At 70.0% G+C, this 12,703-nt stretch carries 13 protein-coding genes; 8 read left to right on the top strand and 5 right to left on the bottom strand.

What is annotated here, in order from left to right; genetic code table 11:
- Positions 1 to 127: 127 nt before the first annotated feature.
- A complete protein-coding gene (locus GGD82_RS13030) occupies positions 128 to 853 on the bottom strand; it encodes a hypothetical protein (RefSeq protein WP_150062665.1) in 726 nt (241 codons plus the stop codon).
- Positions 854 to 1,169: 316 nt separating this feature from the next.
- Between GGD82_RS13030 and GGD82_RS13025 the strand changes: the two genes are divergently transcribed.
- Positions 1,170 to 1,391 (top strand): hypothetical protein, encoded by a 222-nt coding sequence (locus GGD82_RS13025; protein WP_150062664.1) that lies wholly within the window; start codon positions 1,170 to 1,172, stop codon positions 1,389 to 1,391.
- Between the two features lie 70 nt (positions 1,392 to 1,461).
- Here the strand turns inward: GGD82_RS13025 and GGD82_RS21440 are convergent, their stop codons facing one another.
- Positions 1,462 to 2,643: a LysM peptidoglycan-binding domain-containing protein gene (locus GGD82_RS21440; protein ID WP_150062663.1), complete on the bottom strand. Its 1,182-nt coding sequence runs from the start codon at positions 2,641 to 2,643 to the stop codon at positions 1,462 to 1,464.
- A gap of 226 nt (positions 2,644 to 2,869) precedes the next feature.
- On the opposite strand from GGD82_RS21440, the gene GGD82_RS13015 reads away from it, so the two are divergent.
- The 3 genes from GGD82_RS13015 to GGD82_RS13005 all read left to right on the top strand — a co-directional run bounded on the left by GGD82_RS13015 (position 2,870) and on the right by GGD82_RS13005 (position 7,193).
- Positions 2,870 to 3,592 (top strand): cytochrome b/b6 domain-containing protein, encoded by a 723-nt coding sequence (locus GGD82_RS13015; protein WP_170284309.1) that lies wholly within the window; start codon positions 2,870 to 2,872, stop codon positions 3,590 to 3,592.
- Between the two features lie 104 nt (positions 3,593 to 3,696).
- Positions 3,697 to 4,359 (top strand): biliverdin-producing heme oxygenase, encoded by a 663-nt coding sequence (locus GGD82_RS13010; RefSeq protein ID WP_150062661.1) that lies wholly within the window; start codon positions 3,697 to 3,699, stop codon positions 4,357 to 4,359.
- Complete coding sequence (locus tag GGD82_RS13005) at positions 4,356 to 7,193, top strand: ATP-binding protein (protein ID WP_150062660.1); 2,838 nt, start codon at positions 4,356 to 4,358, stop codon at positions 7,191 to 7,193. The genes GGD82_RS13010 and GGD82_RS13005 overlap by 4 nt, the downstream gene beginning before the upstream one ends.
- 1 nt (position 7,194) lies before the next feature.
- Here the strand turns inward: GGD82_RS13005 and GGD82_RS13000 are convergent, their stop codons facing one another.
- Both GGD82_RS13000 and GGD82_RS12995 read right to left on the bottom strand, forming a co-directional pair.
- On the bottom strand, positions 7,195 to 7,659 hold the full coding sequence (locus GGD82_RS13000; protein ID WP_150062659.1) for a M67 family metallopeptidase: 465 nt from the start codon (positions 7,657 to 7,659) through the stop codon (positions 7,195 to 7,197).
- Entirely contained in the window at positions 7,656 to 8,039 is a 384-nt protein-coding gene (locus GGD82_RS12995; protein WP_150062658.1) for a hypothetical protein, read from the bottom strand. The genes GGD82_RS13000 and GGD82_RS12995 overlap by 4 nt, the downstream gene beginning before the upstream one ends.
- Before the next feature lie 51 nt (positions 8,040 to 8,090).
- Between GGD82_RS12995 and GGD82_RS12990 the strand changes: the two genes are divergently transcribed.
- The 4 genes from GGD82_RS12990 (at position 8,091) to GGD82_RS12975 (ending at position 11,638) form a co-directional block, all read left to right on the top strand.
- Positions 8,091 to 9,146 (top strand): RluA family pseudouridine synthase, encoded by a 1,056-nt coding sequence (locus GGD82_RS12990; RefSeq protein ID WP_150062657.1) that lies wholly within the window; start codon positions 8,091 to 8,093, stop codon positions 9,144 to 9,146.
- Positions 9,147 to 9,305: 159 nt separating this feature from the next.
- Entirely contained in the window at positions 9,306 to 10,220 is a 915-nt protein-coding gene (gene rpoH, locus GGD82_RS12985; RefSeq protein ID WP_150062656.1) for an RNA polymerase sigma factor RpoH, read from the top strand.
- 255 nt (positions 10,221 to 10,475) lie between these two features.
- Positions 10,476 to 10,943, top strand: a complete 468-nt coding sequence (gene bcp, locus GGD82_RS12980; RefSeq protein WP_150062655.1) for a thioredoxin-dependent thiol peroxidase — start codon at positions 10,476 to 10,478, stop codon at positions 10,941 to 10,943.
- A 149-nt stretch (positions 10,944 to 11,092) separates the two neighbouring features.
- On the top strand, positions 11,093 to 11,638 hold the full coding sequence (locus tag GGD82_RS12975) for a hypothetical protein (RefSeq protein ID WP_150062654.1): 546 nt from the start codon (positions 11,093 to 11,095) through the stop codon (positions 11,636 to 11,638).
- Between the two features lie 162 nt (positions 11,639 to 11,800).
- On the opposite strand, the gene GGD82_RS12970 is transcribed toward GGD82_RS12975, so the two are convergent.
- Positions 11,801 to 12,577, bottom strand: coding sequence for a hypothetical protein (locus GGD82_RS12970; protein WP_150062653.1), 777 nt, complete (start codon positions 12,575 to 12,577; stop codon positions 11,801 to 11,803).
- Positions 12,578 to 12,703: the final 126 nt, after the last annotated feature.

The raw sequence follows: 12,703 nt of genomic DNA, 5'->3' as shown, positions 1-12,703 counted from the left end.
GCGGGGTCCGTTCACATCCCACGGACCCCGATTTCCGTCCCGGTCACGGCGCCCGTTCCCGGCGTGGTCAGGGCCAGCGTGGTCAGGGCCCGCTTGGTCAGGGCCCGCTTGGTCAGGGCCCGCTTGGTCAGGGATAGTCGCAGCGGACCCCGGTGACCTCGGCGAAGCCGGTACGCCCCGGCACGACGGAAAAGCGCAGCTCGTTCTCCCCGACCACCATACTGTGATGCAGCGGGAGAATCCCCTCCACCTCATCGGTCCCGCCGCCGAGGCGGGCGAAGCGCACGCGGACCGGCTTGGCGGTATCGAACCACGCCTCGGTTCGGCCCTGTTCGTCGGTCGCGAACCGGCCGTCCGCCGACACCGTGATGCGCCCGTCGGCGAACGTCACCGCGCCATCATTCAGCGCCAGACCGGGCACCGCGACCATGAACTGCTTGGTGGTCGGTCGCGCATCGCAGACGGCCGGCGTCGCGGCGGAGCGGATCAGGAACGCCAGCCGCTCGGCATCCACGCCCTGGTTCAGCATTTGCACGACCAACTCGTGGAGCGCCTGCGCCTCGCCGGAGGGCACATCCCGCTCGTAACGGGTCTCGATGTAGCGCAGGCTGGCGCGCGCCTCCTCCAGATCGACCGACAGCGCACCGCGTTCCCGCTCCGAGGCATCGCGCGCGGCCTCCAGCCGCGTCACCTGCTGTTCGAGCGCGACGATCCGGTCGCGCAGAGTCTGGCTGAGGGTCTGATAGCCGTACCACAGACCAGCCGCGATCGCGCCGCCGATCACCAGCAGCAGGAACAGGATCAAAAACGCGCGTCCAGAGCGCCGACGACGACGCGGGCGGCCCAGGGGCATGGAACACCATCCATCGGGAACGGAAGAAAGGCCTGAAGAAAGCCAAGGTCGGCCCGATCTTGGCGTTGCGCCGCGCATCCGTCAATGCACCCGCCCGCCGTTCGAGACGGACCGCGGCTTTTGGGCACCCGGGAAGGGAGCGCCCGCCGGTCCGGGAACAGCGACGGTGTCCGTTAAAAAACGCCATCGAAAAGGAATGCAGAGGTCCGGTCACCTTGCGAGACTGCGCCAGCATGCGTACCCTGCAGAAACTCTCAGGATCTCATCTGTCCTGAGGCGATCCGGCTCCGATACCTCAGGCCAGAAGGAAACGCCGATGTTTCTCAAAATGTCCGCCATGCTGGACGGCGCGACGAACTTGGTCCGGTCCGTCACCAACGTGACCGGCTCGAACGCCGCCACCACGGCCATCGACAACGCGCTGTCGACCCTTAAGTCGAAAAGCGATGGCGCGGCCGGCAGCATCGACAGCGCCGAAAACAACATGACCGGTGTGGGCGACGCCTACAACGACATGAAAGACACCATGAAAAAATAAAGGCCGGGAAAAAGACTGGGAGACCATAAGAGCCGACGAAAACAAGATCCGGCCCGACGGTGCCAGGGACTCAGTCTGACGTGGGAATCAGGAACACCTGCCCGGGATAGATAAGATCGGGGTCCTGGATGCGGGATCGGTTGGCCTCGTAGATCACGGTGTAGTCGGTGCCCTGGCCGTACACCGTGCGGGCCACGCGCCAGAGGTTGTTGCCCGGCTGCACCACCAGCAGGGTTTCGCCTTCATCGCCCCGTGCGAAGGTGAAATCCGTGTGCTGAAAGGGCAGTTCCACCCGCGCCGTGACGCGCCCGTCGGGCCGGATCTGATCGACGCGCAGGGTGTAGACCTTTTCCGCCAGCGACCGGGTGTCCGGGCGCGCCCTCCAGGCACCGGAGGCGTCCGCCGTCACCCGGGCCACCGGTGCGTTGTCCATGTAGAGCTGCACCACCGCGCCGGGCGCGGCCGTGCCCGACAGGGCCAGGACGCCGCTTCTGGAATAGTCGACACGACCGAGCTGCAGCGTTCCCTGGGCCGTATTCGGGGCCGGCCCCTGCAACAGCCGGCCGGTGCCGCCGCCGAGCCGCGGCGCCTCCAAGGCCACAACGGGGCCCGATCCGTCGCGCGCCGGCACCGACAGGACCACCACGGTGGCCGACCGGCGGACGTCCGACGCCCCCCTCCCCGCCTCGGCCGTCTGGGCGGACGGACCGCCCCGGGCCTCCAACGACAGCTCCCGATCCCCCGGAGTCAGCGGGGCCTCCGGCACGAACACCCATTGCCCCGCGCCGTCCGCCGTGACCGCACCGAGAGGGGCGCCGCTGTCGAGAATCGTCACCGTGGCCCCCGGGGCGGCCCGTCCGGCGATGACCGCGTGCCCTCCCGGCTCGACATGGACGACGTCGAACGTGGGCGCGTCCGGATCCGCGGGGGCGCCGCTTGGCGTGACCTGACCGGGGACGGTTCCGCCCCCCGCGTCGGCGGGGACGGAGGCATCCGGCGCGGCGTTCGTATCGACCCCGGCGAGGGTGTCGCGGGCTGCATCCACGGCCCGGCCGAAGGCGCCGCCGGGCCTGGTGGGCGCGGACGCTTCGCCGACGACATCCGTCCCCGCCGGCTCGGCCGCCGACCCGACCGCCACCGCCCGGTCCGCATCGCCGTCGGACGGGATCGACCGGATGCCGTGCACACTCAGGATGATCGCCACGGCAACCACCGTAGCCACGATGACACCCACCAGGAGACGCGTGTCCACGGCTCATTCTCCCCCGTCGTTGGGCCCGTTCGCCCCGCCCCGTTCCGGCCGGCCCCATTGCCTTCGGACGCACCCCGATGACCGCCCGTCAACCCCGACCGACGCGCATTCCAGGCACGAAAGGCTGGACACACCGGATATGAATCGATATGGGCGCGGGGACGCGCCGGGGTCAACCGATTCCCGAGTCCCGGACAACCGCATCGCTGACGAGGAAGAAGGCCCCATGGTCCGATCACAGGACACCACCGCGGAAGGCCCCGCCAATGCGGCGCCTTCCGCGCCCCGCTCCGTCATCATCTGGGATATCCCGACCCGCGCCTTTCACTGGGCGCTCGCCATCGCACTGGGCGTGGCGTGGTGGAGCGGCGAGGAGGGGCAGTTCACCGTCCACTTCATCGCCGGCCATGTGGTGATCGGCCTGATCGTGTTCCGCCTCATCTGGGGCGTCATCGGCAGCGAGACGGCGCGCTTCGCCCAGTTCGTCCGGGGTCCCGGGGCGGTCGTGCGCTATCTGGCGCAGATGTTCCGACCGGCGCCGGACAAAGCGCTCGGCCACAACCCCGCCGGCGCGATCATGGTCATCCTGCTGCTGCTGGCGGTGACCGTTCAGGCCGTCAGCGGACTGTTCGCCAGCGAAAACACCTATGCTTTCGTCTCCGGGCCGCTGCGGTCGTTCGTGAGCGCCGACCTGTCGGAGACGATCACCGGGCTGCACAAGGGCGTGATCTTCAACACCCTGCTGACGCTGGCGGGCGTGCATATCCTGGCCGCGTTCTTCTACCTGATCGTCAAGCGGGAGAACCTCATCCGGCCGATGGTTCTCGGCCGCAAGACTCTGCCGGCGCATTCGACCGCCCAGGCGCCGCGTCTGGCCCGGCCCTGGCTGGGATGGCTGGTCGCGCTTGTGGCGGCCGGCGCGGCGTGGGGCCTGTACCGGCTGATGTAACCGGGGACGGGCGCGCCCCGGTCCAGTTGGTCATGGCACAGGCGCACCCCGCCTGCTAGCGTAGGAGCCTCCGGCCGCTCCACCCCTGTTCCAAGGGCCGCTCCGTGACCGATTCCCTGGCGCTCGCCCCTGCCCCGACCGATCCGCCGACGCCCGCCGATCCGCAGACGGAGCCCCTGATGGCTCGGCTGCGCACGGCCACGCGCGAGGTTCACGACGCGCTGCACGAGACCTCGGCCCTCGGGCTCCTGCTGGCGCCGTCCCTGAGCGCCGCCGCTTACGGCGCGATCCTGGAGCGATTCGACGCCCTCCTTGAGGCTGCGGACACGCAGGTGCTGATCCCGGCCGCACCCTGGTTCGCGGCGCAGGGCTTTGACTGGACCTCGCGCCGCGACGCGCTGGCCCGCGACCTCGCCGATCTGGCGGATCACAGCGCCGCAGCGGCCCCGGGCCGCCCCCGCCCGTCGCCCCCGACCCTCGACCTGCCGGCAACACCCGGTGCCGCCCTCGGCGTGCTGTATGTTCTGGAAGGCTCCCGCCTGGGCGGACGCGGCCTCGCCCGCCACCTTCAGGGCGCCCTGCCCCGCCCGATCACCGGCGCCACGCGGTTTCTCGGCTCGCCCGGGGTGGACCTGGGCGCCCACTGGCGGCGGGTCGGCGGGCTCATTGACCGCGCGGGCGCGGACCCCGCGACGGCCGACGCGGCGGTCGCGGCGGCGGTTCACACCTTCTCCGTCTTCACTCTCTGGTTTGAACGGCCGCGATGACCCAACGCCCCACGGACGGGTTCCCCGATCTGCCGACGGTCGACCTGAGCGAATGCGAGAACGAGCCCATCCACCTGCTCGAACGGGTGCAGGGGCATGGGTGCGTTCTGGTCCTGCTCGGCCCGTCGCTGCGGATTACACAGGCCAGCCAGAACACCGACCCGTTTCTCGGCCATCCCTGCGAGGCCGTTCTCGGCCAATCGATCCGGGGGCTGCTGGACGATCTAGCCGTCATGGTCCTGACGGATCTGATGGCGAGCCGGGGCGGGCACCGCGTCGGCGGCGCGCCGGTGGGCTTTTATGCCCGCTCGCCAATGCCCGGCCTCAAGGGCAAGCGCCTGCGGGGCACGGCGCACCGCCTCGCCCGGGCGGGCGAGCCCTGTGTGCTGGTGGAGTTGGAGGCGTCCTCCGACACGGACGAGGAGGACGCCGAACGCACGTTCGAGGCCGAGGGGTTCGCCATCGCCGCCCTGACCGAGGGCGAGAACCTGTACCGCCTGCTGGATCAGGCGGTCAGCGCGGTCGCGGGCCTGACCGATTACGACCGCGTCATGGCCTACATGTTCCATCCGGACTGGTCGGGCGAAGTGGTCGCCGAATCGCGGGTCCCGGACCTGACCCCGTTCCTCGGCCTGCGCTACCCGGCCTCCGACATTCCGGCGCAGGCCCGCCGGCTGTATCTCACCAACCGGCTGCGGGTGATCGCCGACGTCCACGGCGCCCCCGCACCGATGGCGCGCAGCACGGAGGCCGTGGATCCGGACACGGGGCCGCTGGACCTGAGCCCGGCGGTGCTGCGCAGCGTGTCGAGCTATCACATTGAATACCTGCGCAACATGGGCGTCGGAGCCACCCTGGTGACGTCGCTGGTGGTAGACGGGGCGTTGTGGGGGCTGATCGCCTGCCACAACATGCGGCCGAAAACCATGCCCTGGCACCGGCGCGAGGCGGTCGACCGGCTGACGGAACGCATCGCCAACCGGATTAGCGATATCCTGAGCCTGCAACGCACCCGGCAGGCCCGGCGCAACGCGCGCTTCATGGATCTCGCCCGGCGCGCCCCCGAGGAGTCGGGGCGCCACCTGCTGGACCGACTGTTTTTCGGCGCACCCCGCCTCGCCGACGTGCTGCGCTGCGACGGGCTGGTCGTTCATGCGCCGGGCCGCACGGCCACCACCGGCAACACCCCGCCGCTGGCTCTCATGGCGACCGTGCTGGAGCGGGCCGCCGCCCAAGCCGAGGCCGGCGTGTTCGCCTGCCACGATCTGGCCGAATCCGGGCTGTTCGACGACCTCGGCCCGCTCGGCTGCTGCGGCGCCCTGGTGGGCGTGGTGTCGCGCACTCCTCTGATCGCGTTGGCCTGCTTCCGCGATGAGGTCGTGCACGAGGTCCACTGGGGCGGCGATCCCAACAAGCCGGTGGAGGTGGACAGCGCGTCCAACCGGGTCTCGCCACGCAAGTCGTTCAACCTGTGGCGTCAGACCGTCCTCGACCAGTCGCGCCCCTGGGAGGCCTGGAGCCTGGATCTCATGCGCGGCCTGACGGAGATCCTGGCCGAAACCCTGGCGAGGGAATCCCAGGACGGAACGACCGGGACGGCGGCCATGAACACCGCCATCGAGGATCTGGCCACAGACTTCGAGCGTCGGGCCTCGGCCATGGTCGAAGGCCTGGATCTCGCCGACAACGGCGCGCTGCTGGCCGCCCCCGCCCCGAACCGGTCCCCAGGGGTTGGGGCCAGCGACCACGAGATCGCGCTGCTGTCCAACACCGCGTTCTGCAACCGCTTCGACGTCGATGCCGCCGACATCGCCGGCCGGCGCGTGGTGGACGTGCTGACCGCGCTCGGCCTGCCCGCATCCATTGCCAACCTGCCGCAGGGCGGCACGCTGGAGGTCGAATGGTGGTCGGGCGACGCCGGGCATCGCACCTTGCAGATCGTCCGCCGGGGGCTATTCGCGGTGGCGCGCGACGGTGTGGCGCGGTCCTGGGTCGTGTTCACATTCGACGACGTGACGAGCGTGTACCGCACGCAGCGGGCGCTCGGCGTCGCCCGCAATCAGGCCTTGGCCCGCAGCCGGGGCCGGACCGAGTTCCTGGCCCATCTGGCCCGCGACCTGCGCGCGCCGCTGCATGCCATCCAGGGTTTCGCGGGCTCGCTCGAATCGGGCGACGCACCGGACACACCGGGCCTCCACGACCGCTACCGCGAATACGCAGGCGAGATCCGCGCCATGAGCGGCGGTCTGCTCGACCTACTGAACGAGCTGCTCGACGTGGCCCGGTTGGAGGGCGTGGGCGAAATGGCGTCGAGCAGCGTGTTCGACCTGACCCTTCTGGTCGGCGAGGTCTGCCAGGGCCTGCGCAACAGCGGCCGGGGCGCGGATATCGCCTGGGACTGGCACCTGCCGAACGAGCGCATCCTGATCCAGGGCGATGCGTCGGCCCTGCGCAACGCCCTGTGGACGCTCATCAACGCCGCGCTGCGCGCCAGTCCGCCCGATGGCTCGGTCATGGTGCGCCTGACCATGGAGCGGGGGGGCGAGCCGCGCATTTCCGTCAGCGACACGGGCCTGGGCCTGGGCGAGGACGACCTGATGGCCTTGCAGCGGCCGCTGGACGCCGCCCTAACCCACGGCACCGGCGTGCTGGAGCCACGCCGGGGCCTCGGACTGGCGCTGGCGCGCGGGCTGATCGACCTGCACGGCGGCGGGCTCTCCGTCACGACCAACCCGGGGTCGGGCACCACGGTGCATGTCTCGCTGCCGCGCCATCGCGTGGTGGACCGGGACAACACCGGCGACGCGCCGGTGAACCGGCCGAAGGGCGAGTGAGTCAGCCCGTCGCGCGCAGGTCCACGGGGTGGAACCCCTCCGCCGGCTCGCCGGAACGGGATCCCGGCTGGACGGCCCAGGCGGCCAGCACGGGCGCGGGATCATCCGCCCCGGACAGCCCGACGATCAGCCAGAGCAGATCGGGCTCGTAGGCCGCGCGACGGTCGGTCTCGCTGGGCACTGCGGGATGCCCGGGGTGGCTGTGAAAGTGGCCGATCAGGCGGGACGGGCCGCCGCGCAGGCGCCGCATGAGGGCGAAGCGGGCGGCCGGGTCCACCTCGAACCGGTCCGGCCGGTCGGCTGGCGCGACATTGGCGGTGGGGTGCACCGCATCGACCCGCACCGTCCCGTCGGCGCTGTCGGCGCCGCTGAGCAGGCCGCAGGCCTCGCGCGGCCAGGCGCTCCGGGCCGCCGCCACGATCACGGCGCGCGCCGCAGCGGACAGACTCAGCGCAGCCGGGATCACTGTGCGGACGAAGCGCCGGACTCGCGTGACGCCGGGACGGCGTCGAGCCGGATCGCGCCCAGGCGGCGGCCCTCGGCGGGATCCACGACGATCACCCGATCCGGCACACCGCCCCCGGTGACGCCCAGGATGAGGCGGCCCCGGCCGTCGGCGGTCAGGTGTTCAAGGCGGCTGCCAGCCGGCTCGCCCAGGTACACCGGATCGAACGGCGCCAGGGGGGAGGCTGGGGCCCGCGTCGATGCCGGCGCGCTCGGCGTCGACGGCACGGGCCGCGAGGCCTCCAGCCGATCCGTGGTCCGAAGCACACCGTAGATAAGCAGACCAAGGCCGAGCACGATCAATAGGCCCATAACCGCGACCAAAGTCTTGACGGCACGCATCGAATTGGCCTCCCGATCGTTAATCACGCATGGACGGTATAGAGGCAGAGCATGGGCGAGGGCAACGACGCGACCGTCCTATCACGGGAGGCACCGCCGGTGTTCGCGAGCACCGTACCGGCGGATGGCGGGGGCATGCGCCTGGATCGCTGGCTGACGGCCGCGCACGGCGGGCATTCACGTTCGCGGCTGAAGGCCCTGATCGAGGGGGGCGCCCTGACCCTGAACGGCGCACCGGAGACCGATCCCAGTCGGCGCCTGCGCGGCGGGGAAAGTGTGCGGCTGGCCGAGCCGCCGCCGGTGGACCCCGTGCCGTTGCCGCGCGAGATCCCGCTGACGGTGGTCTTCGAGGACGATGCGGTGATCGTGCTCGACAAGCCAGCGGGGCTGGTTGTGCACCCGGCACCGGGGGCCCCGGATCATACGCTGGTCAACGCCCTGTTGGCGCATTGCGGGGACAGCCTCTCGGGGATCGGCGGGGTGCGACGGCCGGGCATCGTCCATCGGCTGGACAAGGACACCAGCGGCCTGATGGTTGTGGCCAAGACCGACGCCGCGCACAAGGCCCTGGCACTCCAGTTCGGCGACCGCACCCTGCACCGGACCTACCACGCCTTGGTGTGGGGTGTGCCGAGTCCGGCGCGGGGCGAGATCGACGCCCCCATGGGCCGGCATCCGACCCAGCGCACCAAAATGGCGGTGGTGACCTCGGGCGGCAAGGCCGCGCTGACCCGCTATCAGACGCTGCGCGCCTACGGCAGCACCGCCCTGGCGCTGGTCGAATGCCGCCTTGCCACCGGGCGGACCCACCAGATCCGCGTGCACATGGATCACATCGGCCACCCGTTGGTGGGCGATCAAACCTATGGACGACGCAACCCCTCCGGACGAGGGGGACCGGTATCGGCGCGCCGACCGCCCCCCCTGCCCCCGGAAATCATGACTCGATTGATCGGGCTCCCGCGTCAGGCTTTGCATGCCGTAGCGCTGGGGTTCATGCATCCGACGCGGGGTGAACCGATGCACTTCGAATCGCGTATCCCCCTGGATATCGCGGAAATCCTGGCAACCCTGGAAACGTTACAGAATTTTCATTCCAATTCCTGACCAATTTGGTACCATTTCGGTGGACTCGGGTACCGGGGCCTCGTTAGGATTAGTTCAAAGGAAGCCGGACGGGCAGCAACGGTCCACCGGCATGGTGACAGCGGCGCCGCAGCACCCCGCACGGGGCGCCGGCCGCGATGGCGAAGAGGAGAGCGACCGATGGCGAATGCAACTGGCAGCCTGCTCGGCTTGGAACCTGAGAGCAACCTGTCGCGCTATCTCCAGGACATCCGCAAGTTCCCCATGCTGGCCCCGGACGAGGAGTACCTTCTGGCCAGGCGGTACCAGGAGTCCCAAGACCCCGACGCGGCCCACCGGCTGGTGTCGAGCCACCTGCGCTTGGTGGCCAAGATCGCCATGGGGTATCGCGGCTATGGCCTGCCGATGGGCGAGGTGATCTCCGAAGGCAACGTCGGCCTGATGCAGGCCGTGAAGCGGTTCGACCCCGAACGCGGGTTCCGCCTGGCGACCTATGCCATGTGGTGGATCCGGGCCTCCATTCAGGAATACATCCTGCACTCCTGGTCTCTTGTTAAGATGGGGACGACCGCGGCCCAGAAAAAGCTCTTCTTCAATCTTCGGAAGATGAAGGGGCAGCTTCAGCTCATGGAAGACGGCGACCTGCCGCACGAAAGTGTGACCACCATCGCCACCAAGCTGGGCGTGCCGGAGCAGGACGTGGTCAACATGAACCGCCGTCTGGCCAGCCCGGACCACTCGCTGAATGCGCCGGTCCGCCTGGATGGCGAGGGCGAGTGGCAAGACTGGCTGGTCGACGACGGCGAAAGCCAGGAGGCGATGCTGGCGGACTCCGAGGAGTTGAGCCAGCGCCGCGACCTGCTCAAGCAGGCCATGGAGACCCTGAACCAGCGCGAACGCCACATCCTGACGGAGCGGCGGCTGAGCGAGGATCCGATGACCCTGGAGGACCTGAGCCGGGAATACGGAATCTCCCGCGAGCGGGTGCGCCAGATCGAGGTGCGCGCCTTCGAGAAGCTGCAGAAGTGGATGCACAAGGCCGTGCCGGCGCCGACCGCGCCGGCGGGGGGCGAGTTGGAACCTGCCATGGCGTAAGTCCTGTCGTCCGGTCCCGGGTTCGCACTTGGACCGCCATCTCGGAAGCGGCGGGGGACTCGGTCTCCCGCCGTTTTTCTGTCCGGCACCAAGCCCCATATACCTTTGAACCCATATGCCTGTGACGGGGCGTGTGTTTCATCCGCCACGCGGCACCGTCCGGCGCCCCCGCGTCGGCGCCGCAAAGCAGCGAAGGCCCTGACGCGGGCGCGTCCGGTTCAGGGCCGATCCGTAGAACAAAGAGAGGAGATCCGCATGAGCGTCACGATCGGCGAGCCCGCCCCGGAGGTCACCCTGCCCACCGACGGCGGCGGACAGGTGTCGCTGCCCGACCTGAAGGGCAAGACGGTCGTTCTGTACTTCTACCCCAAGGCCGACACGTCGGGCTGCACCAAGCAGGCCGTCGCCTTCCAGGAAGCCATCGCCGACTTCGAGGCCGCCGGTGCGGTCATCGTCGGCGTCTCCAAGGATCCGGTCGCCAAGCTCGACAAGTTCAAGGCCAAGTACGAGCTGCCGTTCACCCTGGCCTCGGACGCGGAGGGGGATGTCTGCGAGCGCTACGGCGTGTGGAAGGAAAAAAGCATGTACGGCAAGACCTACATGGGCATCGAGCGCACCACGGTGCTGATCGACGGAACCGGCGTGGTCCGTCAGGTCTGGCCCAAGGTCAAGGTGCCCGGCCACGCCGCGAAGGTGCTGGACGCCGTGCGCGGCTTGGCGTAACGGAGCGCCGGGTCCGGTTCTCCCCTCCCCCGTCCCGCCACCCCATAGCCCCGCCGCCAAAACGCCCCTTGCGGCCGGACGGGCCGTCCCCTACATGACCCGGTCTTGTCGTGTGGGGGCGGTCAACACTGGCAAACAAGGTCACGTTTATGCGCGTTCAATCCTTTTTCGGTGCCGGCATCGCGCTCGGCACCGTCATGGCTGTTGCCTCCGTCGCTCATGCCGAGGCTCCGTATGTGGAGGGCGCGGCCACGCTGTGCCCGGCAGCCCTGAGCGGTCAGGCCGAGGACGCCGGCCTGGCGATCCACGAGGGCCCGATCGCCAATCCGTTCGGCGAAACGGCCTATGCCGGGACCTGGAACGGCGCGCCGGTCGTGGTCACCGTCGGGGACCAGTTTGGCAACGCCCTGTGCGAGGTTCATGTCCCCGACGCCACCGCCGATGACTACGCCGCCGTTCAGGCCGCGCTTGTGGCGCAGTACGGCGCGGACGGCACGATCTATGACAAGCCCGACGGCGCGTTTGGCTATCGCGGCGAAACCTGGGCCGATTCGGAGGCCGTGGAAAACGGCACCATCCCGGAGCTGACCTTCGGCGATATGCCGATGACCATGGTGATGATCCAGTACGCCGCCGAGCCGTTCGCTCAAACGAACGACCGCGCCGGCCTGCTGCTCCAGCTCATGGGGCGGTAACGTCGAGCACGAGGACACGGTGAAGGGACATCCAGGCGCGGGGGCGGCTTGCCTCCCGCCCGTCCCCGATCCGCCCCCGGTTCGGAAGACCGGGGGCGGGGCCCCGCCGCGTGACGGGACGGGGGGCGCCCGATTTGCAGAGCCGGGCTCACAGAACCGGGCTCACAGAACATCGCGGAGCACGTCCGCGATGAGCCCGGTCGTCCTCTCGATCAGCAGCACGTCGCGCCCCACGATCACGCGCTCAAAGCCCGCCTGGGGCGGAGGCAGACGCTCGGCCAGCTCCCACGGCAGCGCGTAGGACCGCACGCCCGGCGGCATCACACCGCCGCGTCGCGCGATGTCCGGCGACAGGTGGCCGCGCCGCCTGGCCAGCCCGGGCGGCAGCGGCTTGCGGCCGTCCCGGTACGGCTCGAAATAGTCGACGATCAACTGCCGATCCCGAATGCCGAAGCGGATGTAGATCGGCGGCTCCTCGTACCGGTTGCCCCACGCATCGGTATCGCCGGGCCAGGGCCGCGCGGGCCGCACCCCGTCGCCGTAATATGGGCGCGGGTCGTAACCGCCGTAATCGTGCGGCCGGTGCGGGTGCGGGGGCCGGTGTTGGGGCCGATACTGCGGCCGATCTTGGGGCGCCTGAGGCAGGATCACCACACCCGGCGGGGGCCGGTCGCCGTTCGGTGTAACGACGATGCCCCCCGAGGGCGCCACGCTCTGCGGCATCGGATGCGGGCGCGGACGGTCGGGCCGCGTCCAACGGCCCCGATGCTCGTGGGTCGGACCGAAGGTGACCGGCCCGTCCGGCCGCCACACGCGAGGCTGGTCCGGCGGATCGGCCCAGGCCGCCGGGGCGGGCAGTCCGCCCCCCGCGAGTCCGCCCGCAAGGACCAGCGCCCGCGCAAACCGAACCGGGCGCGACGGGGTGCGGTGGCGTGCCATGACGGAATCTCCTTCTCTGGGGGGGGGGGACATCGACCGCCCCGAGGCGGAAGCCCGTCCAGGTCACCGCAGATCCGTGGCAACCCGATGGCAAAGGCGGCGGCAGACGAGCCTGTTTGCTTCGGG

This window comes from Roseospira marina (genome assembly GCF_014197855.1).
GTDB classification, from domain to species: domain Bacteria; phylum Pseudomonadota; class Alphaproteobacteria; order Rhodospirillales; family Rhodospirillaceae; genus Rhodospira; species Rhodospira marina.
The sequence above is the reverse complement of the archived record's forward strand: the minus strand, read 5'-3'. Positions and strand labels throughout refer to the sequence as shown.